The 15,466-nt window shown below is 70.7% G+C and carries 14 protein-coding genes; 8 read left to right on the top strand and 6 right to left on the bottom strand.

Annotated features, from left to right (window positions below; all coding sequences use genetic code 11):
- Positions 1-24 precede the first annotated feature (24 nt).
- The gene (locus JKJ07_RS24390; protein WP_202994065.1) at positions 25-1,107 is read right to left on the bottom strand and encodes a tartrate dehydrogenase; all 1,083 of its coding nucleotides are present in this window, start codon (positions 1,105-1,107) and stop codon (positions 25-27) included.
- Entirely contained in the window at positions 1,104-1,793 is a 690-nt protein-coding gene (locus JKJ07_RS24385) for a GntR family transcriptional regulator (protein WP_202994064.1), read from the bottom strand. The genes JKJ07_RS24390 and JKJ07_RS24385 overlap by 4 nt, the downstream gene beginning before the upstream one ends.
- Before the next feature lie 97 nt (positions 1,794-1,890).
- Between JKJ07_RS24385 and JKJ07_RS24380 the strand changes: the two genes are divergently transcribed.
- The 8 genes from JKJ07_RS24380 (at position 1,891) to JKJ07_RS24345 (ending at position 10,210) form a co-directional block, all read left to right on the top strand.
- Positions 1,891-3,171, top strand: coding sequence for an MFS transporter (locus tag JKJ07_RS24380; RefSeq protein ID WP_202994063.1), 1,281 nt, complete (start codon positions 1,891-1,893; stop codon positions 3,169-3,171).
- Positions 3,172-3,954: 783 nt separating this feature from the next.
- Positions 3,955-4,872, top strand: a complete 918-nt coding sequence (locus tag JKJ07_RS24375) for an NAD(P)-dependent oxidoreductase (RefSeq protein ID WP_202994062.1) — start codon at positions 3,955-3,957, stop codon at positions 4,870-4,872.
- On the top strand, positions 4,869-6,485 hold the full coding sequence (locus JKJ07_RS24370) for an FAD-binding dehydrogenase (RefSeq protein ID WP_202994061.1): 1,617 nt from the start codon (positions 4,869-4,871) through the stop codon (positions 6,483-6,485). Before JKJ07_RS24375 ends, JKJ07_RS24370 begins: the two co-directional genes overlap by 4 nt.
- 19 nt (positions 6,486-6,504) lie before the next feature.
- Positions 6,505-7,866 (top strand): acyclic terpene utilization AtuA family protein, encoded by a 1,362-nt coding sequence (locus JKJ07_RS24365; RefSeq protein ID WP_202994060.1) that lies wholly within the window; start codon positions 6,505-6,507, stop codon positions 7,864-7,866.
- Positions 7,859-8,182, top strand: coding sequence for a DUF4387 domain-containing protein (locus JKJ07_RS24360; RefSeq protein ID WP_202994059.1), 324 nt, complete (start codon positions 7,859-7,861; stop codon positions 8,180-8,182). Before JKJ07_RS24365 ends, JKJ07_RS24360 begins: the two co-directional genes overlap by 8 nt.
- Positions 8,183-8,271: 89 nt before the next feature.
- Complete coding sequence (locus tag JKJ07_RS24355; protein ID WP_202994058.1) at positions 8,272-8,898, top strand: alpha/beta hydrolase family protein; 627 nt, start codon at positions 8,272-8,274, stop codon at positions 8,896-8,898.
- 149 nt (positions 8,899-9,047) lie between these two features.
- A complete protein-coding gene (locus tag JKJ07_RS24350) occupies positions 9,048-9,230 on the top strand; it encodes an antitoxin (RefSeq protein ID WP_202994057.1) in 183 nt (60 codons plus the stop codon).
- Between the two features lie 155 nt (positions 9,231-9,385).
- On the top strand, positions 9,386-10,210 hold the full coding sequence (locus tag JKJ07_RS24345; RefSeq protein WP_202994056.1) for an alpha/beta fold hydrolase: 825 nt from the start codon (positions 9,386-9,388) through the stop codon (positions 10,208-10,210).
- A gap of 38 nt (positions 10,211-10,248) precedes the next feature.
- Here JKJ07_RS24345 and JKJ07_RS24340 read toward each other — a convergent pair whose 3' ends face one another.
- The 4 genes from JKJ07_RS24340 to JKJ07_RS24325 all read right to left on the bottom strand — a co-directional run bounded on the left by JKJ07_RS24340 (position 10,249) and on the right by JKJ07_RS24325 (position 15,256).
- Complete coding sequence (locus JKJ07_RS24340) at positions 10,249-12,564, bottom strand: carboxypeptidase-like regulatory domain-containing protein (protein ID WP_202994055.1); 2,316 nt, start codon at positions 12,562-12,564, stop codon at positions 10,249-10,251.
- Positions 12,565-12,611: 47 nt separating this feature from the next.
- Positions 12,612-12,995 carry a spore germination protein GerW family protein gene (locus JKJ07_RS24335; RefSeq protein ID WP_202994054.1) on the bottom strand — a complete coding sequence of 128 codons (384 nt, stop codon included), beginning with the start codon at positions 12,993-12,995 and terminating at the stop codon, positions 12,612-12,614.
- A 40-nt stretch (positions 12,996-13,035) separates the two neighbouring features.
- The gene (locus tag JKJ07_RS24330; RefSeq protein ID WP_307834383.1) at positions 13,036-14,919 is read right to left on the bottom strand and encodes an ABC transporter ATP-binding protein; all 1,884 of its coding nucleotides are present in this window, start codon (positions 14,917-14,919) and stop codon (positions 13,036-13,038) included.
- A gap of 193 nt (positions 14,920-15,112) precedes the next feature.
- A complete protein-coding gene (locus JKJ07_RS24325; RefSeq protein ID WP_202994053.1) occupies positions 15,113-15,256 on the bottom strand; it encodes a hypothetical protein in 144 nt (47 codons plus the stop codon).
- Between the last annotated feature and the right edge of the window lie 210 nt (positions 15,257-15,466).

Below are 15,466 nucleotides of genomic sequence, written 5' to 3'. Positions count from 1 at the left end.
TCAGCGCTCGCGGACCCGGGTGGCTCAGCGCTCGCGGACGCGGGTGGTGATCGCCTCGCCCAGCTCGATCGTCGTGCCCTTGCCGTGCAGGTCGGGGGTGAGCGGGGCTTCCTCCGGCCCGTGGGCGAGGACGTCCTCGATGGCGCCGAGCAGGTGGGCGGCCGCTTCGGGGTGGCCCAGGTGGTCGAGCATCATCGAGCCGCACCAGATCTGGCCGACCGGGTTGGCGATGCCCCGGCCGGCGATGTCGGGGGCGGACCCGTGCACCGGCTCGAAGAGGCTGGGGTGGGTGCGGTCGGGGTTGATGTTGGCGCTCGGGGCGATGCCGAGCGTGCCGGTGCAGGCCGGCCCTAGGTCGGACAGGATGTCGCCGAACAGGTTGCTCGCCACCACGACGTCGAACCGGTCGGGGTGCAGCACGAATTGGGCCACCAGCGCGTCGATGTGGAACTTGTCCACCCGTACGGCGGGGAATTGCTCTGTCATCGCGGCGACGCGCTCGTCCCAATAGGGCATCGTGATCGAGATGCCGTTGCTCTTGGTGGCCGACGTCAGATGCTGCTTGGGGCGGCGGGCGGCCTGCTCGAAGGCGAACCGCAGCACACGGTCGACGCCGACGCGGGTCATCACCGTCTCTTGCAGCACGGTCTCGCGCTCGGTGCCCTCGAAGATCCGGCCGCCGATGCTCGAATACTCGCCCTCGGTGTTCTCCCGCACGACGACGAAGTCGATGTCGCCCGGCTCGCGGCCCGCGAGGGGGCTGCGGACGCCGGGCATGAGCCGGCAGGGGCGCAGGTTGACGTACTGGTCGAAGGTGCGGCGGAACTGCAGCAGGCTGCCCCAGAGCGAGATGTGGTCGGGCACGATCTCGGGCCAGCCGACGGCGCCGAAATAGATGGCGTCGTACTGGCGCAGCGTCTCCTCCCAGCCGTCGGGGAGCATCGTGCCCTCGCGCTGCCAGTGGACGGCGCTGGCGAAGTCGAAGACGTCGAACTCGAGTCCGATGCCGAAGCGGTCGGCGGTCGCTCGGAGGGCGTCGACGCCGGCCGGCACGACTTCCAGGCCGATGCCGTCACCGGGAATGACAGCGATGCGATGTGCTTTCACGGCGCCTCCCTCAATGCGGCCAGTCCGCCCTGCGCGTCCTCGAGTGCGAGCTTCTCGGCGGCCGCGGAGTCGCCGGCGCGCAGGGCGCGAACCAGGGCCCGGTGGCTGGTGTAGCGCTCCAGCCCGAACGTATCGTCCTCGGCCACCCGGCGCAGCACGAGCTCGCGGCGGTGGGGGCGGCTGAACACGCGGCTCTGTTCGAGCATGCGCACGAGCACCGGATTGTGCGCGCAGGCGCTCACGGTGTCGTTGAACTCCTGCATCGTGTCGAGCAGCTCGGACAGGTGACGATCGGCCGACTGCCCCTGGCGGCGCCGTTCCTTGGCCAGAATGAGCAGGTCGTCGGCGCGGTCGAGCACGGCGTCGAGCGCGTCGAGCTGGCCCGGGGTGGCGTGCCGGGCGGCGAACCGGGCGACCAGTCCGCGCAGGCCGACCTCGACCTCGGCCAGGTCGTCGATGGCGGCGTCGCGGATCGCGGCGACCAGCACCGTGCGCGGGCCGATCCTTTCGATCAGGCCGTCCAGTTCCAAACGGCGCAAGGCTTCCCGTACGGGGGTGGGGCTGATCGCGAGGCGCTCGGCCATCCCGCGCTCGGTCACCTTCTGCCCCGGGGCGAGCTCGCCGGTGGCGATGGCGGTGCGGACCTGACGGTACGCCTGATCGGCGAGCGTCTCCGTGGCTGTCATGACCGGCACTGTAGCGCATGCTGTTTGGAAACCTCGTTGCAACTGTTGACGCTTTTGCTACAGCAAATTAACGTGACGGCGGACACATGGAGGCGACATGGCCGAAATGAAAGCCCGCGACGACGCGGCGTACCGCTCCGACCGCCCCGACCACTCCCGCTCCTACCGCAAGATCACCTTTTTCATCGCGCTGGCCCTGTTCGCGCAGGAGGCGACCTGGAACTTCTACGACAACCAGGTGCCCGTCCTGCTGCGCGAACACGTCGCCAGCGCCGCACTGGTCGGCGCGCTGATGGGCCTGGACAACCTGCTCGGGATCTTCATCCAGCCCTGGATCGGCAACCGCTCCGACAACACCCGCACCCGTTGGGGCCGGCGCATCCCGTACCTGGCGGTGGGCATGCCGGTGGCCGCGATCCTGTTCGTGTTCCTGCCCTGGACCACGTCGGCCGCCATGCTGATCGCCGTCATGGTCGGCTACGCGCTGGTCGCCAACACCATGCGCCCGCTGGCGGAGTCGCTGGTCCCCGACTTCATCCCGCCTGAACGGCGCAGCCGGGCCAACGCCGTCGTGAAGATCGCGGCCGCCCTGACCATCATCGTGGCCTCACTGATCAGCCTGCTCGTCGTGGACGACCATCCCCACGCGGCGTTCGCCATCCCGTCGGCGATCCTGCTGGTAGTCACCGCTTTCGTCGTGTGGAAGGTCCGCGACAGCGAATCCCCCGGCTACCAAGCAGCGGCGGCCGCCCCCGCCCGCGTCCCGTTCCGCGCGATCCTCCACGACCTGCTCACCGACCGCGACCGCCGCCGCCTGCTGTTGTTGCTGACGGTCATGCTCTTCGGCGGCGCCTGGTTCGCCTCGAGATCCTTGATCACCCCGTACGGGATGGAAGCCCTCGGCCTGACCCGAGGCGAGGCAGGCGGCCTGACCCTGCCCAGCGGCATCGCGTACGTGATCGCCGCCTACCCCGCAGCGTTGCTGGCCGAACGCTACGGCCGCCTCAAAACGATGGGCGCCGGCATGGCCCTGTTCGCCGCCTCCATGGCCGCCGGCGCCGTAGTGCAAACCCCCACCGCCACAGTCATCATCTTCTGCGTGGCCGCCGTAGGCGCCGCAGGCTTCCTCATCAACGCGGCCGTGGCCCTGTGGAACCTCGCCCCCTCCAGCCAGGTCCTAGGCACCTACACCGGCTTGTACGCAGTCACGTGGTACCTAGGCGGCTTCGGCGGCCCCGCCTTGATCGGCGGCGTGGTCGACCTGACCGGCTGGAAACCGATGCTCCTGGACATCGCCGTGCTGGCCACCCTGGCCATCGCCGTGGTCGCCCACCTGGGCCGCCTCCAACGCCGAGCCACCACCCCGATCCTCAAGTGACCACCCACCCCACGCCGGAGTTCCGCGCAGCAACCGCCGCCCCCACGATCCAAACCCCGGCGGACGCGCACACAACTCCGCGCACCCACGACGCAAGACGCGCACCCATCCGACCAACTTCAGTCCAAACGCGCACTCACCGCGCACTTCCGGCCGGGACGCTCATCACTCGCGCACTCCGAACCAGGACGCCCATCAATCGCGCAACTCCGACGCGATCGCGCAATCACCGCGCAACCCCGACCTACAACGCGCACTCACCCGCGCAACCCCGACCTACACCGCGCACCCACCCGCGCAACGTCGAGCCGGAACGCGCACGGACCCGCGCAACCCCGACCTACAACGCGCACCCATTCGCGCAACGTCGAGCCGGAACGCGCACTCATCGGCTCGGGCGCGAACCAGACGCGCGCTCACTCGCACAGATCCGGGCCAAGACGCGCACTCACGCGCCAACGCGCACCCACCTACCCAAGGCCGAGCGAGCGTCTTCGCCCATCCGCGCAACTCCAACCCAAAACGCGCAATCACCCGCGCAACCTCGAGCCGGAACGCTCACCCAGCCCGCGCAAGGTCAAGCCAAACGCGCAATGTCGAGACAGAACGCTCACCCCACCCCCACAACGTCAAGCCAAACGCGCAACGTCGAGCCAGAACGCGCACTCAGCCCGCGCAACGTCGAGCCAAACGCGCAACGTCGAGCCAGAACGCTCACCCCGCCCGCGCCGACTTGCTTCGCCTAGCCCGCCCCTGACGTTGCCGAACGAATGAAGGGTTCAGATGTCGAGCATTTTGATCACTACCGACTACCTCTCGCCGGGGGATGAGGTGGATGTCTATCTGACCGGGCTGGGCTTTGCGACCCGGCACTCCCCTATGCGTGGAGCGCGGACCGCGGGTGAGCTCGTGTCGCTGCTGGACGGGGTCGAGGGTGCGCTGATCGCCAACGAGCCGATGAGCGCGACAGTGCTCGAGCGTGCGCGTTCGTTGCGCGCCGTTGTGCGTGCGGGCGTGGGTTATGACTCGGTGGACGTGGTGGCGGCCGCTCGGCTGGGCATCAGCGTGAGCAACCTGCCGGGGATCAACGCCAACGCGGTGGCCGAATACACGATCGCGCTCATGCTCGCGCAGGCCCGGAACCTCGTGAGCATGGCCGCGGGTGTCGCCGCCGGCGGATGGCCGCGGCGGGACGGGTTCGAGTTGCGCGGCAAGACGTTGGGCATCATCGGGCGGGGTGCGGTGGCGCAACGGGTGCGGCCGTTGGCAGAGGCGTTCGGGATGAGCGTTCTGGACGGGGATCTGGACAAGTTGTTGCGCGAATCCGACTTCGTGTCCGTGCACACGGCGCTCACTGAGCGAACGCGCAATCTGATCGACGCCGCCGCGCTGGCCAGGATGAAGCCGTCCGCTCATCTGATCAACACCGCGCGCGGCCCGATCGTCGACTCACAAGCGCTCGTGGACGCCGTCCGCTCGGGCCGGATCGCGGGCGCCGCCCTCGACGTCGTCGACACCGAACCCCTGTCGGCGGACAGCCCGTTGCGCGATGTCGACGGCATCACCGTCTATTCGCACATGGCCGGTCAGACCGCCGAGGCCCGCCGCGACGCCGGCCTGCTCGGCGCCCGCGAACTGGTCGCCGCCCTGGCCGGGAAGCCGCAACATCCCGTCGCGCACAAGTCTGGGGAGGGCGCGTGAACGCCGACGTCATCGTGGTGGGGGCCGGGCTGTCCGGGCTTGTTGCCACCGCCGAGCTGGCCGGGGCGGGGCGGTCCGTCATCCTGGTCGAGCAGGAGCCGGCGCAAAGTCTTGGTGGGCAGGCGTTCTGGTCGTTCGGGGGGCTGTTTCTTGTCGGGTCGCCGGAGCAGCGGCGGATGGGGATTCGGGACTCGCGGGAGTTGGCCTGGCAGGACTGGCAGGACAACGCGGGGTTTGATCGGGTCGAGGACGAGTGGCCGCGGCGGTGGGCTGAGGCCTACGTGGACTGGGCGGCCGGCGAGAAGCGGGCCTGGTTGCGGTCCAAGGGCATCAAGCTGTTCCCGATCGTGGGCTGGGCCGAGCGGGCCAACAACTCGGTCCCCCGGTTCCACATCACGTGGGGTACGGGGCCGGGGGTGCTCGAGCCGTTCATCGCGGCCGCGGTCTCGTCGGGGCGGGTCACCATTCTGCATCGGCATCGGGTGGACTCGCTGATCACCACCGGTGGCGCGGTGACCGGGGTGGCGGGGCGGGTGCTGGCGCCGAGCGACGTGGCCCGGGGTGAGGCGAGCTCGCGCGACGAGATCGGGGACTTCACGATCGGGGCGCAGGCGGTCGTGGTGACCTCGGGCGGCATCGGGGGCAACCATGACCTCGTACGGGGAAATTGGCCCTCTCGCCTCGGAAAGCCCCCGGCTCACATGATCAGCGGCGTGCCGGTCCACGTCGACGGGCGGATGCTCGGGATCGCCACGGCGGCCGGCGGCACGATCATCAACCCGGACCGGATGTGGCACTACGTCGAGGGCATTCAGAACTGGAACCCGATCTGGGACCGGCACGGCATCCGGATCCTGCCCGGCCCGTCCTCGCTGTGGCTCGACGCGCTCGGCCAGCGGCTGCCGACGCCGCTGTATCCCGGGTTCGACACGCTGGGCACGCTCGCGCATCTTCGGACGACCGGGCATGACCACAGCTGGTTCGTGCTGACCCAGCGGATCATCGAGAAGGAGTTCGCGCTTTCCGGCTCCGAGCAGAACCCCGACCTGACCGGCCGCAGCGTGCGTCAGGTGATGGGCCGGCTGCGTGGCGGCGCCCCGGCCCCGGTCGAGGCGTTCAAGCGCAACGGGGCCGACTTCGTGGTCGCCGGCAGCCTGGACGACCTGGTCACGGGCATGAACGCGCTGACCCCGGCGCCGCTGCTCGACCCGGCCGCGATCCGCCGCACGATCGCGTCGCGCGACCGCGAGCTGGACAACGACTTCGGCAAGGACCTGCAGATCGCCGCGATCCGGGGGTTCCGGGGCTATCGCGGCGACCGGCTCATGCGTACCGCCCCGCCGCACCGGCTGCTCGACCCCGCCGCGGGACCCCTGATCGCCGTACGGCTGCATGTGCTGACCCGGAAATCGCTGGGCGGCCTGCACACCGACCTGGACGGACGCGTGCTGGACTCCGCCGGCGCGCCGGTCCCCGGGCTGTACGCCGCCGGGGAGGCCGCCGGTTTCGGTGGCGGGGGCATGCACGGGTATCGCGCACTCGAAGGCACGTTCCTGGGCGGTTGCCTGTTCTCGGGCCGCCAGACCGCACGAGCCGTCAGCGCTCAGCTGTGATCCACGAAGTGAGGAAGTCATGAACGAGGTCCGCATTCTCACGCCGAGCGGCATGCTTGGCGCCGGGTTCCCGCCCGAGACCGTCACCCGCGGCATCGAACTGGGCGCCGACGTCATCGCCGTCGACGGCGGCTCGACCGACTCCGGGCCCTACTACCTGGGAACCGGCACCGCCAAGACCGCGGCCGCGGCGGTGGCCCAGGATCTGCGGCTGCTGCTGCGGGCGGCCGCCGCGGCCCGGATCCCGCTGATCGTCGGCTCGTGCGGGACCAGCGGCACCGACTCCGGCGTCGACTGGGTCGCCGGGATCGTCCGCGAGATCCTCGCCACCGAGGGCCTGCAGTTGCGGGTCGCGACCATCTACAGCGAGCTGCAACCGGCAGCGCTGCACGACCATGTCGGCCGGATCCGTCCGTTGCCGCCGGCCGGTGAGCTCGATCCGTCGGTGCTGGACAGCTGCACACACATCGTCGGCATGATGGGACACGAGCCGATCGTGGCCGCGCTCGAGGCCGGCGCCGACGTGGTGCTGGCGGGCCGGGCGACCGACACGGCCGTCGCCGCCGCCTACCCGATGATGAAGGGCCTGCCCGCCGGCCCGATCTGGCACGCGGCGAAGATCGTCGAGTGCGGCGGGCAGTGCACGACCAACCCGCGCGCGGGCGGGGTGCTGGCGACGATCGATCACGACGGTTTCACGATCGAGCCGCTCGACCCGGACAACAAGTGCACACCCATGTCCGTTGCCGCGCACATGCTGTACGAGACGGTCAACCCGTTCTCGATGCGCGAGCCCGCGGGCACGATCGTGGTGTCCGACGCGACCTACCGTGCGATCGATGACCGCCGCGTACGGGTGGAAGGTTCTCGCTTCGAGCCCGCCGCGCAGCACACGATCAAGCTCGAGGGTGCGCGGATCACCGGCTACGAGACGATGTCGTTCACTGCGATCCGTGACCCGCACATCCTCGGCCAGATCGACACGTGGGCCGCGCTGCTGCGCAAGATGATCGGCGAGTGGGTCGGCCGGACCCTGGGCCTGGGCGACGGCGACTACGAGCTCGACCTGCGCCTGTACGGCCACAACGCGATCCTCGACGAGATCGAACCCGATCGCAGCCCGCCGCGCGAGGTCGGCGCGATGCTGCTCGTGCACGCGGCCGACCAGCGGACGGCCACCGCGGTCGCCAAGGTCGCCAACCCGCTCCTGCTGCACCTGCCCACGCCGGACATGAACTACCTGCCCAGCCTGGCGTTCGCGACGTCGCCGGCCGAGACCGAGCGCGGGCCCGTCTTCAAGTTCGCGCTCAACCACGTGGTCGAGGTCGACTCCCCCACCAGCCTTTTCCGCATCACGCTGCCGGAGGCCGACAATGCCTGATCCCCGTACGATCGGCGACCTCGCCCTGGAGGTCCGCTCCAAGAACGCCGGCCCGTTCTGGGTGACGATGGAACTGTTCATGCGCGACGCCGAGGGCTACGCGCTCGTGGCCGACCCGGGCTTCCTCGACGCGCCGGTCGTCGCCCGCCTCTACGGCGTCCCGGCCGACACCATCCAGATCTTCCGGATCCCGGCCCTGAACGTCGTCAAGATCTCTTTCCCCCGCCCGGTCTCCCAGGGCAGCCTGCGCGACCGCGACATCCACGCCGGCCAGCACCACGTGCCCCTGGCCCTCTATCCCGTGGCGGCAACGTGATCGCGGCTCCGCTCGCCGTCCTGCTGGCAGTCACCATGGCCCCGACGGGCGGCCGGACGGCGGACGACTGTCCGAGTGGCGCAACATGCGTGCGCGGGCAGGACGCCAACGGCGCGTACTACACAATGGCCGTGCCCGAGCGGTGGAACGGGGCGCTGGTGGTGCACGCCCATGGCGGCCCGGCCCAGGAGTACGACCGGTCCAGCACGGACGAGGATCTGGCCGAGTGGTCGGTCATGGTCGAGCAGGGATATGCGTGGGTCGCGTCGTCGTATCGGCGCGGCGGCTACGGCGTACGGATGGCGGCGGCCGACACGGACAACGTACGCCGGCTGTTCGTTGCGCGTTTCGGACAGCCGAAGCGCACGTATGTGCACGGTCAGTCGTTCGGCGGCAACGTGGCCGCGAAGGTCGCCGAGACGTACGGGGGCTATGACGGCGTTCTGCTGACGAGCGGCCTGCTCGCCGGTGGGTCGCGCGGTTACGACCACCGGGTGGATCTGCGCGTCGTCTACCAGTACTACTGCCGGAATCTGCCCCGCCCGGACGAGCCGCAGTATCCGCTGTGGCAGGGCCTGCCGGTCGATTCCCCGCTGACGCCGGACGACGTGCACGAGCGGCTCGAGGAGTGCACGGGATTGTCGTCTGCTTCTACGACCCGTCGTTCCACCCCGGCCCGTACGCGTCCCGGGTCAACCCCCGGCCGGGCGGGCTGACCTGGCCGGCCATGACCGTCGCCCAGGAAAGGGCCTGGAGCCGCATCCCCGGGATCGGCATCGCGCCCTAGATCAGGAACGTGTGTGTTTCCCCGCGTCGGCAGCGGGAAGCCAGTAGGTGTTCGTTCCACAGCGAGAAGGAGCACGTCATGGGCTTCATGGACAAGGCCAAGGACTTCGCCGACAAGCACGACGAGCAGGTCGACCAGGGCATCGAGAAGGCGGGCGACCAGGTCGACCAGCGCACCGGCGACAAGTACTCGTCGCATGTCGACCGGGCCCAGGACGAGGCGCAGAAGCGCACCGGCGAGGGCGACACCCAGCAGCAGTAGCCGGCTCAGAGGCCCGGGTGGGGGTTAACCCTACCCGGGCCTGGCGGCTCACCCCCATCTTGAGCTGGGAAAACGAAATCGCGTTCGGCAGCGGGCGGCGGCGGGCACTGCGGTGTTCGTCCCGATGGTCGTTACCGAACGAAAGAAGACCAGCGATGCCGTACATCACCACCCCTGACGGAGTCGAGATCTACTACACCGAGCAGGGTCAGGGGCAGCCGATCGTGCTGAGCCACGGCTGGCCGCTCAGCTCGGACGCCTGGCAGGTCGAGCTGAAGAAGTTCGCCGACGCCGGCTATCGCACGATCGCGCACGACCGTCGCGGCCACGGCCGGTCGGAGAAGACCTACTACGGCAACGACATGGACACGTACGCGAAGGATCTGGCCGCCGTCATCGAGGCGCTCGACCTGCGTGATGTCATCCTGATCGGCCACTCGACCGGTGGCGGCGAGGTCGTCCGCTACGCCGCGCAGTACGGGCAGGCGCAGGGCCGGGTGGCCAAGGTCGTCACCGCGGGCGCCGTTCCGCCGGTGATGGTTAAGTCGGAGAGCAACCCCGACGGGCTGCCGATCGAGGTGTTCGACGACATCCGCGCGAACGTGCTCAAGGACCGTTCGCAGTTCTGGAAGGACCTGTCGGAGAGCTTCTTCGGCGCCAACCACGGCCGGGCCGTCTCGCAGGGCGACAAGGACGACTTCTGGCGGCAGGGCATGCTGGTCAACCTGGCCGCGGCCTACGACTGCGTGAAGGCGTTCTCGGAGACCGACTTCACCGAGGACCTCAAGGCGCTGACCGTGCCGATCCTGATCGCGCAGGGCGACGACGACCAGATCGTGCCGATCGGCGACGCCGCGCTCAAGTCGATCAAGCTGGTCAAGGACGGCACGCTCAAGGTCTACGAGGGCGCGCCGCACGGCATCCAGGGCGACTACCAGGAGCGGCTCGACCAGGACATCCTCGCCTGGATCAAGGGCTGACCGACGGGGCCCCGGCCACGGCCGGGGCCCACGCCACGTCAGCCGATCGACAGGTTCAGCGTGCGCGTTCCCGCGGCCGGGATGCCGATCCTGGTGGCGCTCGCGAAGTCGGCGGCCCGGTTGTGCCAGCCGGTCTTGTCGATCCCGTCGCCGTAAAGCATCCAGCGCACCTTGACCTGCTGGTTCCCGGTGACCGGGATCGTGTAGGACTGGCCCGCCGAGCTGTCGAACATGCCCAGCTCGTCGCCCGTCACCGCGTTGACGACGTTGATCCGCCACTGCACGCCGGCGGGCGCGGTCACCTTGCCCCGCAGCGTCGACGACGCCTTCATCACGTAGTCGTACGTGCCGGTCGCCTTCTCGGCCTGGAACCGGTTGCCGACGGTGCCCGACCACTGCCGGGGGTAGTCCGCGCCGCCGAACAGCAACGGCCACCCGTACGGGCCGAGGCCGTCGACGGTGTAGCGCCCCTGCGGGTTCGTCTTCGTGTTCCACGCCGGCCCCGCGTCGCCCCACGCCGAGAACGCGACATCGATCCCGCCGAGCGGTTCGCCGGCCACGTTCGACACCGTGCCCGTGATCGGAGCGGCCGGGTCGAGCCGCACGGCGGGCGCCTTGACGGTCTTGCCCGGGGTCACCACGATCCGGGCCGCCGCGCGCTGGTCACCCGTGCCCCCGGTCCGCGCCACCCATTGATGCCCGTACGAGCCCGGCGCGTACGCGAACAGCTCGTAGGTGCCCGCCTCCATCGCCTGCGTAGTCGCCTTGCCCGTCCGGTCCGTGCAGTTGCCGTACCCGTCGGGCAGCCCGCCCTGGCCGATCTGCCGGAAGATCGGGCACGTGTCGGCCACCGCCGCGCCGGTCGCGCGGGAGGTCGCCGCGAGCGCCACCCGGCCGCCGAGCCGCACCGGGATCGTCACCGTCGTGGTCTGCCCCGCGGTCAGCCGCACCGGCACGTCCCGCTTCTGCAGGTAATAGCTGCCCTCGCCGGGTGAGACGGTCGCGTTGAAGGCGCCGCCGGGCAGGTCGGTGATCGTCAGCCGGTTGCCGGTCGTGCAGCCGGAGCCGTCGTTCGGGCTGTCCAGCCACACGCAGAAGTCGCTGATCGCCGCGCCGGTCGTGGCGTCGACCGCGTTGACGACCAGGGTGGCGCCGGGCTGCCAGGTGTCGTCGACGGTCACCGTCGTGCCCGCCGTGACCTTGATCAGCGCGGCGTCGGCGGCCGTCCCTTTCCCGTACGCCCATTGCGTGCGCCGATAGTCGTCGGTGACGAACATGACCCGGTAGTCGCCCGGGAAGACACCCGACACGCTCCACCGGCCGTCGGCGTCGGTCTCGGTGTCGTAGTTGACCCAGTTGTCGTCGTCGTCGAGCGTCACGCTGACGTGGTAACCCGACTTCGCGCCGCCGTCCGGGTCGGTCAGGCGCCCCCGTACGGTCGTGGTCGTCAGTTGCTTGTCGTCGATCGTCGTGAGCTCGCCCGCCGTGATCGTGAACGACCGGGCCCGCGCGGGATCGAGCGTCCCCGCCACCCACTGCTCGGCCCCGCCGTCCACCGAGAACGACACCTTGTAGCCGTCACCGGTGAGCACCTCGCCGAACGAGTAGCGGCCGTCCTCGTCCGTTCCCGCATTCCCGATCGTCCGGTCGTCGTAGTGCAGCGTCACGTCCGCCCCGGTCAGCGGGTCACCGGCCGCCGTGACCAGCCGCCCGCCCGCCGTACCGGTCGGCAGCCGCTGGTCGTCGACCGTGGTCGTCCGGCCGGCCGCGACGGTGATCGTCTCGGCGTCGTCCTCCGAGCGCTGCTGCACGGCCCATTGGCGCACGCTGTCCCACTCGAAATAGACCTTGTACGTCCCCGGCAGCGCGTCGACGCTCCAGCGGCCCTCGTCGTCGGTCGTCGCGTACAGGTAGGTCCAGTGGTCGACGCCCACCAGCGTCACGTTGGTCAGCGGGGCGATCGTGCCCGCCGCCTTGCCCGTGGCCGGCTGCCGCTCGTTCACGGTCAGCGTCGCGCCTTCGCCCATGGCGTACGCGGTGGCCTGTTCGCGCTCGCGCACCCCGGGCGACCACTGCTCGCGGCCGTGATCGTCGAACTGCAGCTTGATCTGGCCCGCGTCGAGGCCGCCGATCGAGTAGCGCCCGTCCTCGTCCGTGCTCGTGTCGGCCAGCCAGTCGTCCTCGGCCGAGTAGGCGACGACTGCGGCCCCCGCGATCGGCGTGCCGGCGCTGGTCACGAACGTGCCCGCGACCGTCGCCCCGGCTGCGGCCGCCGCGGGCGCGCCGAACAGCCCCGCGACGAGCACTCCGGCCAGAGCCGCTGTTCCGGCGCGAGCCAGCCTCGATCTCCCCATGGTCATTCCCCCGTGTAGTGATGCGGTCAGCCGATCGTAATCGACAATCACCGATCTCCGGAGGCCCGCTTGCGCAGATGCGCCTTGAGGATCGTCCGCGCCACGAGCAGCGCCGCCACGACGACGAGCTGCCCGCCGAGCACGATCCGGTTCACGTCGACCGCCGGGCGCCACGTCACGGTGCCGCCCGACAGCACGAACACGCCGAGCGGTTTGGCCACGATGCCGAGCCCGCCACCGTTGCCGGCCGCCTCCTGCCCTTCGGGCGCGGGCCCGGTGCCCCCGCCTCCGCCCGCACCGCCGCTGATCTTCGCGACCGGCAGCACCACCACGCCGTCGTGGTGGATCGGCTCGCCGAAGACCCGGTCCGCGGCGGCGCTCTCGACGATCTTGTTCAGGGCCTGTTGCACGTCTGTCGTCGTCTCAGCCATGCCGTCCACTGTGCTCCCGCCGGGCCCGCTCGGGAACCGGTCAGCCGGGCTGATAACCCGCGGCCTGGATGCGGAACAGCCCGGCGTAGCGGCCGTCGGCGGCCATCAGCTCGGCGTGGTTGCCCCGCTCGACCAGGGCGCCCTCGTGCAGCACGAAGATCTGGTCGGCGTGGATGACGTTGGCCAGCCGGTGGGTGATCAGGATCGTCGTGCGCCTGCCCTGGCGGCCGCGGATGGCCTGGAACAGCGCGTCCTCGGCGCGCGGGTCGAGGGCCGACGACGGCTCGTCCATGATCAGCAGGTCGGCGTCGCGGTAGAACCCGCGGGCCGCCGTGATCCGCTGCCACTGGCCCCCGGACAGGTCGTGCCCCTCTTTGAAGGTGCGGTCGAGCAGGGTCCGATAGCCGCGCGGCAGGGCCAGGATCGTCTCGTGCGCGGCGGCCTTGCGCGCGGCCGTCTCGATGCGCGTCTGCTCGGCGTCGGTGTCGAGGTCTCCCATCGCGATGTTCGTGGCCGCCGTGTACGGCCACTTGTGATGCTCCTGCAGCACCACCGCGATCCGGCCGCGCAGCGCGTCGCGGTCCCATTCGCGCAGCGACCGGCCGTTCCACTCGATCGCGCCCTCGCTCGGCGACCGCAGCGCGGCGATCATCGCGGCCAGCGTCGACTTGCCCGACCCGTTCTCCCCCACGAACGCGACCGTCTGCCCGGCCTCGATGCTGATCGTGACGTCGTCGACGGCCGCCGTGTCGCGGTCCGGGTAACGCAGGCTCACCCCGCTGATGTCGAGCCGGCGCAGCGGGGGCGGGGCGGGCCGGTCGCCGGGCTCGTCGTCCGGGATGTACTCCCGCGCCCGGTCCAGGAACCCCACATACTCCTTGAAGAACTGCCCGTCGGTGAACATGTGGTCGAGCTGCATGGTGACGGTGAACAACGATCGCTGCGCGGCCTGCACAGCCACGACGCAGGTGACCGCGGCCGACAGCGGGATCTGCCCGCCGGCCAGCAGCAGCCCGAGCAGCACCCAGACCCCGCCCAGCCCGACGCCGCTGATCACCGCGCCCAGGCTCATGGTCGTCGTGACCCGCCGGGCCAGCGTGAGCTCCTCCGCGGTCTGCGCGCCCATGACCATGTCGTACTGCCCGAGCAAAAACCTCCGGAGCCCGTACGACCGCAGCTCCGGCGCCGATTCCCGCTCGGCCATCTGCCGCTGCAGCACGAACAGCCGCCGGCGCCGCACCGACCCGGCCAGGAAGTTCGCGTACCGCAGGTGCCCCGCGCGCAGGGCCGCGTACCCGTTGGGCAGTGTTGCCACAAGCAGCGCGAGCAGCAGCAACGGGTTGATCACGACGACGGCCACGGCCACCGCGACCAGCCCCACGACACCGGCCAGCAGGTTGGTGGTGTCCGACACGAGCCCGTTGGCGGCGTCGCTGCCCCGCGTGGCCCGCTCCATGTCGTCAGCGAACGCATCGGCGTCAAAAGCGTCCAGCCGTACGGCCGTGGTCGTCTCGAACAATCGGCGCTCGGCCTCCTGATTGACGCGTGGGGTCAGGCCGTTCTGCGCGTAGCCGACCGCGATGCCCAGCCCGCCCCGCACCGCCGTCACCGCCGCCAGCACGGCCAGCGCAGGCAGCGCCGCCTCGACCCGCTCCGGCGTGGGCCCCGCCCCGAACAACTCGACGAGCACCCGCTGGGTCGACAACAACCCGAAAGTGGCCATCGCCCCCGCCGCGATCGTCGCCACCCCGACCAGAGCCGTACGCACCCGATCGGCCCGCCAAGCAACAGCCACCGCCTGCCGCACGAACTGGGGCAGCTCCGCGAAGACCCCGAACACCCCGGTCTCCGCCCGGCGCCGCACCCCATGCTCCCACCAGGCATTACGTAGTTCCGGAAGGACAGACTCCTCCGTGACGCTCACGAGCACCTCACTCCGGGTAGTCAGCGAGTCACCCTCCACACTCGCCGCTGGGAGCCGTTCTGTCGCCTACCCAAAGGAGTTAGGCACATCAATCCACACACAGTGTGCGACTTCCCCCACCCCTCACCCCACCCCGGCCCGCCCGCCGCCGTTGACCCCGCCCACCGCGCGCTATTGGCCCCGCCCGCCGCGCCTACACCGCTCGACCGGCCGCATTCACCAGCTGCGCCACGCCCGACCAGGCGCACGAGACCCGGCCCTGCACGGCAACGCCCAGCCCGCCGAGCCTGCCCGGACCGGCTCGCACGACCGTCGCCCGGCCGCGCCGCACCAGCACAGCGCGGCGTTAAGGGTGCGGCGCGGGGTGGGGCGCCCGCCGGGTGGGGCGGCGCGGGGCGGGGCGGGGCGGAGTGGGGCGGCGCGGAGTGGGGCGGCGCGGAGTGGGGCGGCGCGGAGTGGGGCGGCGCGGAGTGGGGCGGCGCGGAGTGGGGCGGCGCGGAGTGGGGCGGCGCGGAGTGGGGCGGCGCGGAGTGGGGCGGCGCGGAGT

The sequence above is a fragment of the Paractinoplanes lichenicola genome (genome assembly GCF_016785085.1).
Lineage (GTDB): Bacteria > Actinomycetota > Actinomycetes > Mycobacteriales > Micromonosporaceae > Actinoplanes > Actinoplanes lichenicola.
The sequence above is the reverse complement of the archived record's forward strand: the minus strand, read 5'-3'. Positions and strand labels throughout refer to the sequence as shown.